The following is a 17,413-nucleotide window of genomic DNA, read 5'->3' on the forward strand; positions in this document are numbered from 1 at the left end:
GATTTTAAAACAAAAAAATATTTAAAATTAACCCTTTAGATTAGTTTGAAACTTTTCTAAAGGGTTTTTATTTTAGCTGATTTTTCAACGTGTAGTGCAAATTAATGATGAATAACGAATATTTTTTACTAAAAATAGATATATTTTACGTGATTTTTAGAATATAATTTGAAATAAGTACTAGATTGATGGTCTTACTACCATAAATTACGTACTATTAATTTTCATCATAAACTTATTGATTTGAGCCATAGGAGGATATGGTAATGAGTAAACCCATTATTTTAAGTACGGATCCCGGTATCGATGATGCCGTTGCTTTGGCAATCTTATTGTTTGATCGTCAGGTTGACGTCAAACTAATTGCAGCCGCTGCCGGAAATGTCGGAATTGAGCAGACTCTAACAAATGTTTTAAAACTAGAAAAATTTTTGAATAAAAAGGTTCCAGTTGTTCAAGGATGTAAAAGGGCCATCGTCAAAAAGCCAATCGACGCGGCCAGTGTTCATGGCAAGTCGGGAATGGACGGTTATAAGTTCCCAGAGCCAGATAACAGCCTTCTTTTAGAAAATCAAGTTGCACCGGAAGCAATTCATCAAGTTGTTGCTAATTCACCGGAAAAAGTGACTTTGGTTGGCATAGCACCACTGACGGATTTTGCCATGTATATTCGGCTTTATCCCGCTGATCTAGCTAATATCGAGGAACTGGTAATGATGGGTGGCTGTATCGGAAGAGGAAATTACGGCGTTTTATCAGAATTCAATATTGCGGGTGATCCCGAGGCTGCTAAGATAGTGTTTGAAAGTGGCTTAAAAATTCGTGTGGCTCCGTTAGAATTAGGCTTTCAAGCAAAAATCAAACCTGAAGTAAGTGAACAAATCAAGTCTTTAGGTAAAGTAGGTGATATGTTTTATAGCTTGTTTAAACGATACCGGGGTGGTAGTTTCAATACTGGTCTTAAAATTTATGACGCGTTGGCTGCTGGTATCTTACTTAAGCCAGAAATGTTTGAGTTTGAAGAAACGCATGTCGAAATAATAACAGATAGTGGCTATACTTACGGTGCTTCCTTGATGGATTTCAATGATAAATTGCACCAATCTCCTAATGCAATAATTGGTAAATCAGTCAATGTCGCAGAATTTGTTGAATGGTTCGTTAGCGCTATTAAACAGGCTAGCTAAACAGAAAGAAGTATTTTAAATGAGTCAAACAATCGCAATAATTCTTACATTGCTTTCCGTAGGCATTTTAGTTTATATGTTATCGAAAAAGATGGATATTAAAATCGTCTTATTTGCCTTAGGCTTGTTGCTGCTATATTGTGCCGTTTTTATGGGCAATAAAGTGACCGTATTGCAGCCTGTCTCCAGCCAATTTTTAAAACCAATTCAAGTAATGATCGATCAGTTCACGACGACATTGTCGCAAGCTGGTTTTGTAATTTTATTATTGGCAGGCTACAGCGCTTATATGAGTCACATCGGTGCAAATGACATTACGGTTACCGGACTAACTTCTTCAATGAAGGGGATTAAGTCGGTATATTTATTAGTCCCAATTGTCTTTTTGATGGATAACATATTATCATTAGTAGTTCCGAGCGCTTCAAACTTAGCAATTATCTTGCTAGCGACTTTATATCCAGTCTTGCGTTCAACGGGAATGAGCAGACTAACCTCAGCGGCTTTAATTGCCACATCGGCAACAATTATCCCTACGCCACTTGGCTCCGATAATGTTGCGATGGCAAATGCATTGCACATGTCAACCACCCAGTATGTCTTTAATTATCACGCCTTAATTTCTATTCCAACTTTATTATTAATGGCGTTAGTGCAGTATTTTTGGCAAAAACATGAAGATAAAAAAGATGGTCCAGAAATTAGTTATGAGCAAGAACTAAAAGAATATGGCATTGAAGATGAAAGTGCTAAAACGACAAAAGCGATTAATGGCAAATTTATGCGCTTTATTTATGGTGTATTACCGTTAATGCCAATCATTATTCTTATCGTCAATTTTATCTTTAATATTGCTCAAGGAAACGACTCAACAATGAGTGTTCAGGCAGTAACACTAATTAGTTGGATAATCGCAATCATTATTGAGCTAATTAATTGTAGGGATGCAAAGCAAGTTTTAAAGGATACCAACGTCTTTATTAAAGGAATGGGCAATGCAATGGGAATAGTTGTTTTGTTAATTGCTGCTCAAACTTATGTCCAAGGATTAAATGCGATTGGTATCATGTCAATGATCCAGAATGCGATGCTTCATGTTAAAGGAGCAGGAATATTGCTACCATTAATTATGGTTGCCTTTACTGCAGTAATTGTTATTCTTAGTGGTAGTGGAATTGCTCTAATTTTTGCGATGATCCCATTAATTGTTCCGTTAGCTAAATCGGCGGGCATTGCACCACAGCAATTATCAGTCCCAATCCAACTGGCTGGCAATTTATTAAGAGCCGTCTCACCAGTAGCTGCTGTCGTATTAATTGTATCTGAGGCCACACACGTGGAGCCTGGACAGATTATTAAGCGAACCACGGTACCGATGATTAGTGGTGTAGTAATAATGTTAATTTTGTCATTCATTTTGCTTTAATGCAGGATATAAAGTAACAATCTTTAATTAAAATAAAAAAACAAAAAGGTCCTAAGTAATCCTCTGAATTAGTAATAAGCTATTATCAGAGCTAAGCTTAGGCTTTTTGTTTTGTGGTAATGTTCTTTTAAATATAAATTGATTATTTAGTTGTGTTAGTGCTTGTCTTTTGGGCTCTTTTCATGAATATCTTCTTCCATGAGAAAGCCAAGCATTTTAATGTATTTATCTGGAATAGGATGACCTTGATAAAATAACGGCATAGTTGTATCCGCTAGATCTATCCCTTTATTGTTATCCTGTCCGAGTAAAAAATCCGTCGAAACGTGAAGAACTTTAGCTACTTTAGTTAAAGATTCAATCGAAGGTTTAATTACTTTCCAGCGATAAATACTATTTTCCCCAATATGGGCTTTTTTTGCTACTTCTTTAACGGACATTCCGTGCTTTTTGGCAGTTTTATAAATACGAGTATAGACATTCATGGCAACTCTTTCCTTAAAAAAAGTATCACAAATGATTGTCTTTTTCGCTTGACCGCTATCAAAGGTGGTATTATAATAAAACCATCCACAAGATGGACTGCGTAAAGACTTTTCATATTGTGTAACGTTTGAATTAAGTAGTCATTATTTGGGATTGGCTACTTTTTTGCTATATCTAAATAGTATCACTAGTGATAGCAAAAAAAACAATATTTTGTATTATGTTACGTCCACAAAAGTGTCCGTGTATTATTAACTAACAGCATAATGTGCCAAAATTTGGCAAGGACCATAAAAATATTCATTACTACGTTTTGTATTATTATATGAATTTATTTTTGTAAGTCAATTATTTTATTCTAAATACAAAATTGCTTAAAGATAGTTAAGCGTATTACTATTCGTGAATAGTGATATGGGTATAGTATTTGTTTAGTAAAACAATAAATCTTGTAAAATCAGTGATATTTGTAGATTACTTAAGAGGGTTTAGTGTATACTCATAAATTGACTTAAAAATAATACTGATATTTCGAACAGTTGACTGAATTATAAAAAGTTAAATAATTATTTTATTTTTTTAGCATACGACCAGAAAGGAGAGTGATGCCTTGGGAGTAGACGCATTAAATACTAATCAAATCGGAGCAAAAGAGTTAAATTCGTTTAAGTTTCCTAACAGAACACCTATTCGACAAATACAGCAAATCTCTTATGCAAACAGATGAGTAAGAGGAAAACATACTAAATTTATTCTTTTCTAGGGATTTTATTAATTACATAATATTCTATACAAATCTATACAAATACAAACATTATCTTTTAGAGTGAGAGACTGTTTTCCACCCCTTCTAAGCGAGCTTGATTGGGGCGATTGGTATTTAAGCGCAAAAAGGGCAGCATGCAAATGCTGCTCTTTTTGTTTGCTAAAAATTTTTCTTTTTAAAAAATAAAATCGTTTTTTTGCGTAACTAATACTGGTGACAAAAATAAGGGGGTATTTATGCGAGTTAAAGAAACGGTTAATTCACTGATTGAACAAGCGATTCAAAAACATGCAAGTGATATTTTCTTTTTAATTCAGAATCAAGAACTGATTATCAACTTGCGCACAATAGCTGGTATTAAACGGCAAAGATCATTTTCTGTAAATGAAGGAAGGGAAGTAATTAATTTTTTGAAATTTGCGGCACAAATGGACATTGCCGAACATCGCCGGCCGCAAGTTGGAGCGCTTGAATATCAATTTAACCACGAAAAATATTATTTACGTTTATCAAGTATTGGTGACTATAACGATAATGAATCACTTGTTATCAGGATAATTTATCGAATTGGTGCAAGTAAGTTTTTTTACAGTAAACAACTGCAGCGTTTAGAAAAATTAACGCAAAAAAGAGGGCTTATTCTAACAAGCGGTCCCACTGGTTCGGGAAAAACAACTACGATGTACAAATTGGCTAAGCGCATGAGCAAGAGCCAAATGGTGATGACAATTGAAGATCCAGTGGAAATCCAGGAAAAGTCATTTTTACAAACACAGGTTAATTTTGAGGCTGGCATCACATACACTAAACTTCTTGAAGCTGCAATGCGCCATCGCCCAGATATTTTAATTATTGGTGAAATACGAAACAGCGCGACTGCACGGCTGGCAGTTGATGCTGCTTTAAGTGGCCATTTGGTTTTCGCCACTGTGCATGCAAAAAGTACACTGCAGACACTATCAAGGTTAGAAAGTCTTCATGTTAATGCCAATGAGTTAAGTAATTGCCTTACCGCTATTTGCTATCAACGGTTATTACCGACTGTAAATGGTTCGTCCTGCTTAATGGATATTGCAGCAGAAGACGATCTAACAAATGCACTTAGTCAGAGTATCCGTTCAGATTTTATTAACTGGCCCAGTAACTTAACTAAATTATGTGAGGGAGGACAGATCAGTGCGCAGGTATATGAACGGTTTAAAAAAGGATAAACTGACTAATCAAGAGCGGCTTAATTTTTTAGATTATTTACAAAATAGTTTAGCAAATGGTTTTTCGCTCAGTGTTAGCTTGGAATTAATGCCAATTTTATGGCCCAAGCGAAAAGATTTACTCGTTCAAGTAAATAAAAATATTCAAACTGGTACCAGTTTGAACAGTTTAATGTTGACATTAGGTTTTTCAAAAACAATTGCAACACAAGTTGCATTAGCTCTGAGGCAAGGTAATTTAGTTGAATGCTTATCGCAACTGGCAACTTTAAACCGGTTAAAAAATGATCAAATTAAAAAACTAAAAGCAGAAATGTCTTATCCGTTTGTTTTAGCGCTAATGATGATCTTTTTATTGTTTTTTATGCAAACCTTTGTTTCCAATCAATTTGCTGATACTAATGAGCACACGGGCGATATCATGTTACTCATTTTATTATTTTTGAGTCTATTAGTTTTATATTATCTGGTTAAGATAATGAACCTGCTAAAATTGCAGGATTACCATTCACTAAATAAATTAGCTCATTTCCCTGTTATCGGAAACTTGATTAGTTTGTACGTTAAATATTTGTTGATATACGATATCGGAATGCTGCTTGCGAGTGGCTTTTCATTACAGAAAATGTGTGAATATGCCGCAATTCAAGAAAAAGGTTCGCTGCAACAATTTATCGGTGAAAAAATTAGGCAACAATTACTAGCTGGAAAGAGTTTAGAGGAAATTATCAAACATGAGTATTTTTTGCCGAATGAATTACTACTTTTAGTTAAAGCGGGTTCCAAAAAAGAAGATCTCAGTAAAAGATGTTTGCTATTAGGTCGGACACTTTTTACTGATTTGACCAATAGAATTACTAAGCTGATTGTTAATGTCCAGCCGGTTTGTTTTATTTTAATAGGATTATGCATTATTGGGATGTATCTTAAGTTGCTACTACCAATGTATGCAATGATGCAAAGCATCTAGAAGAAGGAAAAATGAACAAGAATTTAATTACGAAAAATATTAAAAAGAAAAAAGCAAAAGGATTTACCTTAATTGAAATGGTTATCGTTGTAGCAATTATTGTTATGCTCCTAGTGATAATTGCACCGAACTTAGCTAAGCAAAAACAAAGTGCCAATGAAAAAACAAATGATGCTTTTAAAACCACATTACAGACACAGGCCAACTTATATGAGGATGACAAAGACCGTGACGGTAAGGAGATTAACTTTAAAAATATGTTTGATGATGGTTATTTGACTAAAAAGCAGCTTGAAAAGGCTAAAGGTTATACGGTTGTAGACGGTGTTGTTCAAAAAGCTACCGAATAAACTAAAAAAATCGGGCTTTACTCTTATTGAAATGATGATTACTTTAACCATTTCAATTAGTCTGGTGATGCTTGGAACAGTCTACCTAAAAAAATATGATGAAAAGTTAATTTTGGATAATACTGCTAGAGAAGTTAAAAGCTCAATTGAGCAGGCTGCAAGAATATCAACTATTGAGCATGAGCCAACCATAATCAGTTTTTATCCAGAATCGAAATACTTATCTATTAAAAGAAGTCATGATTACCGCAAGATTAAAATCAACTCTCAAATCGAGATATATAATCTTGCCAACTTTAAAATATCTGCCAAAGGTTCAATGGCACCGCATACGGTCGTTATTACTAATCATCATGAAACAAGACGAATTCGATTACAAATGATGTGGGGACGTGCAATAAATGGTAAAGACTAAGCTAACAGGATTTTTAATAGTAGAAAGCATTGTAGCATTGCTGATAACTATTTCTGGGGTTGTAATTATGGCGCTAATCGTTGGTCAAAGTCGTGCCTTGGAGCAAAAAATGGAAGAAAAAACTGATCGTGTTTACGCCTGGCATGTCATGAAAAAATGCGATTTAGCTCAGATTACAGTTCATAGTCACGTTTATCAATTAGTAGGTAATAAAAAAGTTTATGACACAAAAGATAAAAAAACTTATCAGATCACGAAATAACGGTTTTTTAATAGCAGAAGCCATCTATTCAGTTATGGTGACACTTTTAATTGTAGTAACTCTGCAAGGGTTAATAAAAACAATTACTGTGTCTAATCATTTGCAGCATCATACCGATGATATTGTCTTCAGTTATGTTCAATTTAATCAGTTTTTAGCGGATGAAGATGTTAAGACGGTCTTCGCATTTCCAGAGGCGTCAAATTCACGGCAAGCCGCTGTTGAAAAAGTTACTAAAGACGGCGAATCAAATATTTATCTTTTGACGCATTACAAAAATATGATTCGTGTCACTACCCCCGAGGGCGGGCACATGCCACTTCTTTTAAATATTAAAAGAGCCTTTTTTGTCACTAAAAATCGGCAAATTAAAATAACGATAACTGAAGAAGATGGTCGTAAGTCAGAAATTTATTTTAAGCTTGATCCTATTCCGAAAAAGAAGGAAAAAAATGCTAATAAAAAGATTCACCAAGTTTAAAGCAAGTGCATTACTTAGTAGTGTGTTAGTTTTAAGTACTTGTTTAATTTTTGTCCAATTTTACCAGTTGATCTTTCGTGATTGCATGCAAAATAATTTATTACTAATCCAATACCTACTAAATAATTGATTTGCTTGCTTGAATTGCCTTCTTTCTATTAAAATGTTTAATGAAATAGAAGGGGACACGAGATGAACAATATAGAAGAACTGTTTAATAAATTTTTAGATTGTATTAATTGCTTGCAAGAGGCATTGAATGTCTCTTTTGGTGAAGCTCTAACAGAAACATTTGATAATTTGGAAAACAACCAGATCAAGGTTGAATTAGGAGCACCTGATAAGGAAACTGTGGCTAAATTAAGTAAAAAATACGCTGATCTGCATTATGATGAGCTGACTCAACAAGTTAAAGTTCAGCTGTTTACGTATTTAACACTTAAGGCGATTAATGAAGATGGACTAGATCCTAATCAAATGCCAACACCACCAATTATCGCAACAATTATTGCAATGTTTATGCAAAAACTTTTGCCAGATAAAAAACAGGTAATTGTGGATCCGGCCATTGGATCAGGCAATTTATTATTTTCAATAATTAACCAACTAAAAAAAGCTAATCATTCACGGAGCAATTTTCAATTATTTGGAATTGATAATGATGAAGAAATGCTCAATTTTGCGGATATCAGTGCACATTTGAATAAGATTGATATTGAGTTATTCTGTCAGGATGCTCTTACACCTTGGCTTTTTGCCAAGCCAGATATTGTTGTAAGCGATATTCCAATTGGCTACTATCCAGACGATGACAATGCTGCAAATTTTGCTACTGAAGCTGAAAAAGGCCATTCATTTGCTCACTTCTTATTTATTGAACAAATTATTAAAAGTTTGCGGCCAGATGGCTATGCTTTTTTGGTTGTACCGCAAGCAATACTTTCTGGTAAAGGTGGAAGTGACTTTATGCCTTGGTTGTCGGAGAAAGTATATCTCCGGGCAATAATTGAGCTACCCGATAATCTCTTTCAAAATAAGTTTAACCAAAAGTCAGTGTTAGTATTTCAAAACCACGGAGAGCAAGCAAAAAATTGTGAAGTATTTCTCACAAAGTTGGACTCTTTTAAAAACGAAGAAGACCTAATCAAGCTTAATGTTAAACTAAATGAGTGGTATACTAAAAATATTCATTAATTTGTGAAAAAGTCTAAATTATGTGTATGGAGGAATATCATTTATGAAAAAAGTTTTAGCAATTAACTCAGGCAGCTCTTCTTTTAAATATAAATTGTTTGCTATCCCAGAAGAAAAAGTGTTAGCAGAAGGAATTGCCGATCGAGTTGGAATTGATGGCTCTTCTTTTGAAATTAAATTAGCAAACGGCGAAAAGCATACGCAAGAAATTGCTATTCCAGATCAAGAAACTGCTGTTAATCTGCTATTAAAGGCTTTAAAAGACTACCATGTAGTTGACGATTTAAGTGAAATTGTCGGAGTAGGTCATCGAATAGTTGCAGGGGGAGAAGATTTTACTGATTCTGCCATCATTGATCAAGCAAAATTGCAAAAGATTTATGATTTAAAAGAATACGCACCGTTACATAATCCGGCTGAAGGTAAGGGAATTGAAGCTTTCATGAAATTACTACCTGATGTACCGGAAGTTGGTGTCTTCGATACTTCTTTCCATCAAACTTTAGATCCAGAGCATTACATTTATTCAATTCCTTACGAATACTATGAAAAATATGGTATTCGTAAGTATGGTGCTCATGGTACTTCAGTTCGTTATATTGTTGGCCGTGCCGGTCAAATGCTTAAAAAAGATGTCGAAGACTTAAAGTTAATTGTTTGCCATCTTGGCTCTGGTGCGTCAGTAACGGCTGTAAAAAACGGCAAGTCATACGATACATCAATGGGCTTTACCCCATTAGCTGGAATCACCATGGGTACTCGTTCAGGTGATGTTGACCCATCTGTTTTACAATACATTATGAATAAAGATCATCTTGATATTAATGAAATGATTGATATCTTAAATGATAAATCAGGCTTATTAGGAATTTCAGGAATTTCTTCTGATATGCGCGATCTTGAAAACAATTCTGCGCAAAGAGCAGCACTTGCACGTAAAATTTTTGTTAACCGGGTAAGACAATATGTTGGATCTTATATTGTTGAACTTAAAGGCGTTGATGCCATTATCTTTACTGCTGGAGTTGGCGAGCATGATGCTGGTATTCGAGAAGAAGTAATGAAGTCATTTGAATTTATGGGCTTAGAGCCTGATTATGAGGCTAATAAGTCCAATGGAGAAAAATTTATTTCAAAACCAGACTCGAAGATTAAAGCACTCGTCATTCCAACTGATGAGGAATTGATGATTGAACGTGATGTCGTTCGTTTGGCACATTTAAATTAAACTTCGGAAAAACCGTTAAGAAAAAATCTTAGCGGTTTTTTTGTATAATTTTTGTTATGATAAATGAATAGGTTAAAAGGGAGATAATATGAGGGATTGGCGTGATGACAGAATTGGTTCTGCAATTAATGGCACTAATTCAATGGTTATGACCAAATTACCTGGAGGATTTGTAGCTTTCGGTGACACACAGTTTTTACCAGGGTATCTTATTGCCTAAAAGAAAAGTTTCTCCTTTAAACGACCTAAAAATGTAAGAAAGAGTGGCTTTTTTACATGATATGAGCATAGTAGGAGAAGTGCTTTTAAAAGTTTGTTCTTGTCAAAGAATAAATTATGATATTTTGGGCAATACTAAGCAATTCTTGCATGCCCATATTTTTCAACGTTATCAATTGGAAGAATCAGTAAAAATACTCAAACCAATTGGGCTTTATGATTCTTCTTATTGGACTAACGCGAAATATCAATATGAAGTAGGAAAGCATAGAAAGTTGAGAAAAGCGATTACCAAACAGTTAAATAAAATCGCTAATGAGGAGAAATAGATGATTAAACTTGTCGCAATTGATGTTGATGATACTTTATTAAATAGTAATGGAAAGTTATTAGAATCAACAATCACCACTATTAAAAAAGCAGTAAGCCAACAAGTAAAAGTGGTTTTGTGCTCAGGACGGCCTTTGGCGGGAGTTAAGCACTTTTTACATGAATTAGATATTGTAACTGATGACCAATATGTGATTACTTTTAATGGTGCTGTGATTGAGTCGGTTACAGGTAAATTAATAAAAAAAGCAGGGCTAGATTTTGCCACTTATCAGAAAATTGATCAATATTCATATGATCACAATGTTTCATACAATATTGTGGATGCTGATAGCAATATTATTACCAGTAACTTGGATGTCAATTGGATTACGGTGGTTCAGGCATGGGAAAATAGTGCTGGGGTCTTGGTAAGAAAGCCAGCAGAATTGACTAAAGATCACCAGATTATTAAAGCTGTTTTTGGTGATGAAAAAGAAAAATTAGACCAGATTGAGGATGATGTCATTAAAGAATTTGGTCAAAATAACTATGTAGTTCGAGCACATCCTTATTTTTTAGAAGTTATGCATCAAAATGTTAATAAGGGCGCAGCTTTAGAGTTCTTGGCCGAAAAACTAGGAATTAAGACTAGTGAGATTTTGGCGATTGGTGACGAGCAAAACGATATTCCGATGTTTAATGTTGCCGGAACCGCTGTAGTAATGGGTAATGGATCCGATGCTGCCAAAAAACACGCCGATTATGTTACATCAACCAATGATGATGATGGTATTAAGCAGGCGTTTGACAAATTCGTTTTTTAAAATAGTAAAATTGCTGATAATAGCTGCCAGTAGTAATGCAATCACCTTTATGCTATAATAATGTCGTCTTAAACGGGGATGTTTTGGGATTCGACAGGCGTAGATTCGCATTGACTGCGGTTCGTAGGTCACGTCTACGTAAAAACGTCACAGTTTTATAACTGCAAATAAAGAAAATTCTTACGCATTAGCTGCTTAATTTAAGCGCATGTGTTGCTTGTTACCGAATTACTCACGTTTGGTTTCAAGTATCAACTTAGTGAGTTACGTTTAACTACCTCATCTGAATAGTTAAAAAGAGTCATTACAGGTTAGCTAGTCCATTCTAGCCCTGTTATATGGCGTTTTGGGCTAGTGAAGTTCAAATAATATAACTATAATCGTAGATGTCAGTGACGGGATGCGTTTGGACAGGGGTTCAATTCCCCTCATCTCCATATTAAAAAGCTTGTAACAGCAATTGTTACAAGCTTTTTTATTTTCTTACGGTAAACGCACGGCATAAATAATTTTTTTGAATAATTATTAGATTAAGTAGTGATATTATTACTTATTTCGCGGTTATACTTTGACTTAGAATACGGGTAATTGCCGGATCTTTATAAATAGCGACAACATCATATTGAAGGAGGGGCAAATTGGGTAAATATCTTATGTTTTGATCATTAATACCGGGAATTGCCAGTTCTTTAGGGTAAATTGCCATTCCTTGGTTTAATAAGACATTCGAAAGTGCACCATCAAAGCTATTGAGGTAGATAATATCGCTATAGTCAATTTTCATCTTGGCCAAGATTTGGAGAATTTTTGTTTGCACATCATTGTCTTCTGTTGCAGTCCATTTTTGTAAAAAAAGTGGCTGCTTTTTTGTTTCTTCCTTTTTAACTTCTCCGCGTTCATTTAAACAGTTTTGATTGACTAAAATACTAAAGTTGGCTGTTCCAATCTTTTGAGAATGAATATTTTTAATTTTACTAAGAGCCGTTGAGAAGCTCACCAAAATATCATAGTCGCCCTGGTCTAACTTGGTAATACTCTCTGAAAAGTTTTCGGTGTCTAGTTGTAAAGCCAGAGAAGCATGATGTGTTTTTAAAAGCTTGGCTAAGTTAATTGCCCAATAGTTAAACCCCCGTAAATAATGGATACGCAGAGTGTGGTAAGAGTTGTCCAGCTGGCTTACTTGAGCATTGAATTCATAGTAATTATTCAAAATCTGGATAACATAGTGATAGAGCTTTTCGCCAGCAAAAGTTACTTTAAAGTGTGAAGTAGAGCGGTCAATCAGTTTGACATTTAACTCTTTTTCCAGGTTTTTGATGGAATTGCTAATAGCTGTTTGGGAAACAAAATTTCTTTTCGCTGCCGGAGTAAAACCCTGAGTCTCAACGACATCAACAAAATACTTGAATGATAATAAATTATATTTCATTAAAAAGCTTCCTTTGCTTATAACTTCAAGTGATAAGTTATCACCATTATATGTTAGCGCTTACTAAAAAGCGAGGGTAAAATTTAATTGTAACGATCGTTATTTTCCTAAGACAAATACTAAAAAAGGAGTAGTGGACAATGCCTAAGAAATATATTTTGGCAATTGATGAAGGTACAACCAGTACCCGGGCGATCATTTTTGATCATGCAGGGAAAAAAGTGATTGACTCGCGTAAAGAGTTTAACCAATATTTTCCTAAACCTGGTTGGGTAGAACATGATGCAAATGAAATCTGGAACTCAGTTTTATCAACGATTGCTAACTCATTCATCAATTCAGGAATTAAGCCAGACCAAATTGCCGGAATTGGAATCACTAATCAACGTGAGACAACGGTCATCTGGGACAAAAAAACCGGGTTACCTATTTATCATGCAATTGTTTGGCAATCGCGGCAAACTTCTGCAATAGCAGACAAGTTAAAAGCTGGTGGCTATCAGGAAATGATTCATGAAAAAACCGGGCTAATACCAGATGCTTATTTTTCCGCTACTAAGATTCGGTGGATTTTAGATCACGTTGAAAATGCCCAGCAACGTGCTGAAGATGGTGAGCTCTTATTCGGAACAATTGATTCTTGGCTGGTGTGGAAGCTAACTGGGGGCAAGGTTCATGTAACGGATTATACTAATGCTAGCCGTACGATGTTGTTCAATATTACTAAATTGGATTGGGACGACGATATTTTAAAGCTGCTTAACATTCCACGTAAATTGCTTCCTGAAATTAGAACTAATTCGGAGGTATATGGTAAAACTGCTGAATATCATTTTTACGGTAGTCAGGTGCCAATTGCTGGCATGGCAGGTGATCAACAAGCAGCCCTAATTGGCCAATTGGCGTTTGAGCCAGGAATGGTCAAAAACACTTATGGTACTGGTGCTTTTGCCGTCATGAACACGGGCGAAAAGCCCAAATTTTCGGCAAATAATTTGTTGACTACAGTTGCATACGGTCTTAATGGCAAAATAAATTATGCTCTTGAAGGAAGCGTCTATGTTGCTGGTTCCGCAATCCAATGGTTACGTGATCAGTTGGGAATAATTGAGGATGCACCGCAATCTGAAGAAGAGGCCCGGAAGTCGAAAGACCATAATGAAGTATTTGTTGTTCCAGCTTTTACCGGTCTAGGCGCGCCATATTGGGATTCAGACGTGAGAGGCGCTGTTTTTGGCTTAACTAGAGGAACAACCAGCGCAGATTTTACTAAAGCTACGCTTCAATCGCTGGGTTACCAAAGCCGTGATGTTATTGATACGATGCATGCAGACACTAAAATTAAAATTCCTAAACTTAAAGTTGATGGTGGGGCTGCCAATAATGATTATCTAATGCAGTTTCAAGCAGATATTCTTGGTATAGAAATTGAACGGGCAGCTAATTTGGAAACCACTGCACTTGGAGCAGCCTTTTTAGCTGGCTTGGCGATTGGCTTCTGGGAAAACCTTGGTGAGATTAAAAAAATTCAGAAAAACGGGCGCATTTTTAAGCCGCAGATGTCAACGGCTGAACGTGAGTCCCTGTATTCCGGATGGAAGTCGGCGGTTAAGGCAGCGCAAAGTTTTTCTTACGTTCCTTTTCAAAAGAAGTCCAACTAAAAAGAAAGGAGCTAGAAAATGACATTCTCGCTTGCAAGTAGAAAAGATGAAATTGAACGGTTAAAAAATGAACAACTTGATTTGCTAGTCATTGGCGGAGGGATAACGGGAGCGGGAGTAGCGCTCCAAGCTGCTGCAGCAAAAATGAAAACTGGTTTAATTGACATGCAGGATTTTGGTGCAGGGACTTCCTCACGTTCAACTAGGTTAGTCCATGGCGGTATTCGCTACCTAAAAACCTTTGATGTGCAAGTCGTTTCAGATACAGTTAAGGAGCGTGCAATCATCCAGCACATTGCCCCGCATATGACACGTCCTGATCCGATGATGTTACCGATTTATGATGAACCGGATACCACGTTTACAATGTTTTCGGTCAAAGTTGCAATGGACCTTTATGATCATTTGGCTGGAATTGAGGGTGATTCTCCCTTGAAAAAGTATGCAAATTACACCATCGATAAGAAAGAGGCATTAAGACGAGAGCCACAGCTAAATTCGCAAAACTTGCTAGGTGCGGGCATTTATCTGGATTATCAGAATAATGATTCTCGGCTGGTGCTGGAAAATGTTAAAAAAGCTCATGAGCTGGGATGCTTAGCAGTTAGTCATCTAAAGAGCGTAAAAATCCTTCATGACAAAGCAAAGCGTGTTAATGGCGCCCGCGTCCATGACAATTTAACCGGTGAAGAATTTGATATTCACGCCAATGTAGTAATCAATACTTCTGGTCCATGGTCTGACATTGTCCGGCAAGAAGACAAAGCTAGTTACCGGAAACCTCGCTTACGGCCAACAAAGGGCGTTCACTTAGTTGTCGATCAAACACGCTTAAAAGTTCCCCAACCAACTTATTTTGGTTCCGGAACAGCAGATGGCCGGATGATTTTTACCATCCCAAGAGAAGGTAAGACCTATTTTGGGACGACAGATACTGATTTTACTGGTAACCTTGCCGATCCAAAAGTAGAGAAAGGAGATGTTGATTATCTACTAAATATTATTAATAAAAAATATCCGAGCGCTCATTTGAAAATAGCCGATATTGAGGCTAGTTGGGCAGGTGTTCGTCCGCTAATTGAAGTTGACGTCGAAAAAAACCAAAGTGCGGCTGCTGATGCAACAACTGGAGCAAGTGTTTCCGATAGTACTTCTGCACCTTCAGCGGTTTCTCGTGGCAGTTCTTTAACACAAGCAGAAGATGGCTTAATTACCTTGGCTGGTGGAAAATTAACTGATTACCGCATTATGGCAGATGGTGCAATCGCTAAAATTAGGGCCGTTTTAAAAGATCGGTTTAACAGAGATTTTACGCTGCAAGATTCAGCTACTATCAAAGTGACAGGAGGTGATTTTAATTCCGATAATGCCGAAGAGGAGTTGGCAAAAATCGCTGACTACGGAATTGCGGCTGGGTTGACGAAAGACGATGCCACAGAAATCGCACACTTATTTGGTTCTGAAGCCGTTAAAATATATGATCATGCTAAAGAAATTGAACCGGAGGATGGTCTGAGTTTAGGCGAAACAGCGGCCCTTGATTATTCAATGGCAGAAGAGATGACTTTAACTCCTGTAGACTATCTATTACGCAGAACTTATCATATTTTATTTAAAAATGATACTTTAGACCGAGTTAAGGTTGGCGTAATAAATCATATGGCGAAGTTTTATGGCTGGGAGCGAGATAAAAAAGATGAATATGTACATGATTTAAATCAAGAAATTTCGGAATCACGATTAGAATATTTAAAAAAATAAAAGTAAGAATTTGAACTAAAGTAGTAAATTATTTCCCAAAAAAAATCTATCAGAGCATATTCTGATAGGTTTTTTGTCTGTAATCATTTAAAATAAAAGAGACCGGTCTTTTAAATGGTAATTAAAAAATGAATATTTAATAACCTGTTAGATCTGGTTTTAGATCAAGTTTTCATATTTGAAAAAATGGTTTTAATTTTAGAGAGTAAAAGTTTAAACTTATATATGAGGTGAGACAGATGGAACCAATTTTTTTAACACCATACTTTAGACCCAAAATTTGGGGTGGCCGTAAGTTAAAGACTATTTTTAATTACGATATTCCTGAGGGCCAGATTGGTGAAGCATGGGTGATATCAGGCTATAAGGATGATGCTTCAACCGTTGAGACAGGTGATTTAAAAAACAAGAGCTTACGGACAGTTTATCATGAACATCCTGAACTTTTTGGTAATCCCAAAAGTAAAGAATTTCCATTATTAGTAAAATTTTTGGACGCTAATGATAATCTTTCGGTACAGGTTCACCCTGACGATGAGTATGCTCGCAAAGTCGAAAATGATAGTGGCAAAACCGAAAGCTGGTATGTCTTACAAGCTGATCCAGGTTCTTACCTAATCTATGGTCATAACGCAAAATCACGCGCTGAATTAGCCGATATGATTAATAAAGGTGAATGGGATAAACTCCTTCGCAAAGTACCTGTTAAAAAAGGCGATTTCTTTTATGTACCTGCTGGAACAATTCATGCCCTAACAAAGGGGATTGTTGTTATTGAGACGCAACAATCGAGTGATGTAACTTATCGTTTATATGATTATGACCGAGTAGATCAAAAAACTGGTCAAAAACGAGAGTTACACACGCAAAAGTCAATTGATGTTACAACGGTACCGCATGTTGACCCTAAGCTTAATGTTCAGGTTAAAAAAGAACAAGATGCTGTCATTAAAACCTTGGTTTGTCCGCCTGTTTCACCTCACTTTTACCTCTGGCAAATTACTCTAGATGGTAAATGGGAGACTGGCTTAAATGATAAACCTTATTTACTGGTAACAGTTATTGAGGGCTCAGGAAAGCTTGAAGTTAATTCGAAGATTTACGATTTAAATATTGGTACCAATTTGATTATTCCTAATCAGATGAAGAATTTTACATTCACTGGTAAAATGAAAATGGTTATTTCTGCACCAGGAAATGACGACTAATTTTTTCTGTTAAAAAGGGGAGA

At 35.8% G+C, this 17,413-nt stretch carries 16 protein-coding genes, 1 other RNA gene and 1 pseudogene; 16 read left to right on the forward strand and 2 right to left on the reverse strand.

The annotated features are described in order from the left end of the window. The first annotated feature begins 266 nt into the window (after nt 1–266). On the forward strand, nt 267–1,187 hold the full coding sequence (locus tag GYM71_RS04030; RefSeq protein ID WP_220221008.1) for a nucleoside hydrolase: 921 nt from the start codon (nt 267–269) through the stop codon (nt 1,185–1,187). 19 nt (nt 1,188–1,206) lie between these two features. Then, nucleotides 1,207–2,613, forward strand: coding sequence for a C4-dicarboxylate transporter DcuC (gene dcuC, locus GYM71_RS04035; protein WP_220221009.1), 1,407 nt, complete (start codon nt 1,207–1,209; stop codon nt 2,611–2,613). 155 nt (nt 2,614–2,768) lie between these two features. On the opposite strand, the gene GYM71_RS04040 is transcribed toward dcuC, so the two are convergent. Then, complete coding sequence (locus GYM71_RS04040) at nt 2,769–3,098, reverse strand: helix-turn-helix domain-containing protein (protein WP_220221010.1); 330 nt, start codon at nt 3,096–3,098, stop codon at nt 2,769–2,771. Between the two features lie 1,003 nt (nt 3,099–4,101). On the opposite strand from GYM71_RS04040, the gene comGA reads away from it, so the two are divergent. From comGA to ssrA, 11 genes and pseudogenes are all read left to right on the forward strand, one after another. Beyond that, nucleotides 4,102–5,076, forward strand: coding sequence for a competence type IV pilus ATPase ComGA (comGA, locus tag GYM71_RS04045; protein ID WP_103752174.1), 975 nt, complete (start codon nt 4,102–4,104; stop codon nt 5,074–5,076). Then, nucleotides 5,054–6,046, forward strand: a complete 993-nt coding sequence (locus GYM71_RS04050; protein WP_220221176.1) for a type II secretion system F family protein — start codon at nt 5,054–5,056, stop codon at nt 6,044–6,046. The genes comGA and GYM71_RS04050 overlap by 23 nt, the downstream gene beginning before the upstream one ends. Before the next feature lie 11 nt (nt 6,047–6,057). After that, nucleotides 6,058–6,396: a competence type IV pilus major pilin ComGC gene (comGC, locus tag GYM71_RS04055; RefSeq protein ID WP_103752176.1), complete on the forward strand. Its 339-nt coding sequence runs from the start codon at nt 6,058–6,060 to the stop codon at nt 6,394–6,396. Next, complete coding sequence (locus tag GYM71_RS04060; protein WP_220221011.1) at nt 6,371–6,811, forward strand: prepilin-type N-terminal cleavage/methylation domain-containing protein; 441 nt, start codon at nt 6,371–6,373, stop codon at nt 6,809–6,811. The genes comGC and GYM71_RS04060 overlap by 26 nt, the downstream gene beginning before the upstream one ends. Beyond that, entirely contained in the window at nt 6,798–7,073 is a 276-nt protein-coding gene (locus tag GYM71_RS04065) for a hypothetical protein (RefSeq protein ID WP_220221012.1), read from the forward strand. Before GYM71_RS04060 ends, GYM71_RS04065 begins: the two co-directional genes overlap by 14 nt. Nucleotides 7,074–7,107: 34 nt before the next feature. Next, nucleotides 7,108–7,554: a ComGF family competence protein gene (locus tag GYM71_RS04070; RefSeq protein ID WP_220221013.1), complete on the forward strand. Its 447-nt coding sequence runs from the start codon at nt 7,108–7,110 to the stop codon at nt 7,552–7,554. A 192-nt stretch (nt 7,555–7,746) separates the two neighbouring features. Beyond that, nucleotides 7,747–8,748, forward strand: coding sequence for a class I SAM-dependent methyltransferase (locus GYM71_RS04075; protein WP_220221014.1), 1,002 nt, complete (start codon nt 7,747–7,749; stop codon nt 8,746–8,748). Nucleotides 8,749–8,791: 43 nt separating this feature from the next. Continuing rightward, nucleotides 8,792–9,976, forward strand: coding sequence for an acetate/propionate family kinase (locus GYM71_RS04080; RefSeq protein WP_220221015.1), 1,185 nt, complete (start codon nt 8,792–8,794; stop codon nt 9,974–9,976). 88 nt (nt 9,977–10,064) lie between these two features. After that, a pseudogene (locus GYM71_RS04085) lies at nt 10,065–10,524 on the forward strand (hypothetical protein). Further along, nucleotides 10,525–11,331 (forward strand): Cof-type HAD-IIB family hydrolase, encoded by an 807-nt coding sequence (locus tag GYM71_RS04090; RefSeq protein ID WP_220221016.1) that lies wholly within the window; start codon nt 10,525–10,527, stop codon nt 11,329–11,331. Between the two features lie 74 nt (nt 11,332–11,405). Continuing rightward, nucleotides 11,406–11,771, forward strand: a transfer-messenger RNA (tmRNA) gene (gene ssrA, locus GYM71_RS04095). Between the two features lie 110 nt (nt 11,772–11,881). Here ssrA and GYM71_RS04100 read toward each other — a convergent pair. Further along, a complete protein-coding gene (locus GYM71_RS04100) occupies nt 11,882–12,760 on the reverse strand; it encodes a LysR family transcriptional regulator (protein ID WP_220221017.1) in 879 nt (292 codons plus the stop codon). Between the two features lie 140 nt (nt 12,761–12,900). Here GYM71_RS04100 and glpK point away from each other — a divergent pair, with 140 nt between their 5' ends. The 3 genes from glpK to manA all read left to right on the forward strand — a co-directional run bounded on the left by glpK (nt 12,901) and on the right by manA (nt 17,390). Next, complete coding sequence (gene glpK / locus GYM71_RS04105; protein ID WP_220221018.1) at nt 12,901–14,421, forward strand: glycerol kinase GlpK; 1,521 nt, start codon at nt 12,901–12,903, stop codon at nt 14,419–14,421. Nucleotides 14,422–14,439: 18 nt separating this feature from the next. Further along, a complete protein-coding gene (locus GYM71_RS04110) occupies nt 14,440–16,182 on the forward strand; it encodes an FAD-dependent oxidoreductase (protein WP_220221019.1) in 1,743 nt (580 codons plus the stop codon). Nucleotides 16,183–16,421: 239 nt separating this feature from the next. Further along, nucleotides 16,422–17,390: a mannose-6-phosphate isomerase, class I gene (gene manA / locus GYM71_RS04115; protein WP_103752186.1), complete on the forward strand. Its 969-nt coding sequence runs from the start codon at nt 16,422–16,424 to the stop codon at nt 17,388–17,390. Nucleotides 17,391–17,413: the final 23 nt, after the last annotated feature.

Source organism: Lactobacillus panisapium (genome assembly GCF_019469265.1).
Taxonomy (GTDB): domain Bacteria; phylum Bacillota; class Bacilli; order Lactobacillales; family Lactobacillaceae; genus Lactobacillus; species Lactobacillus panisapium.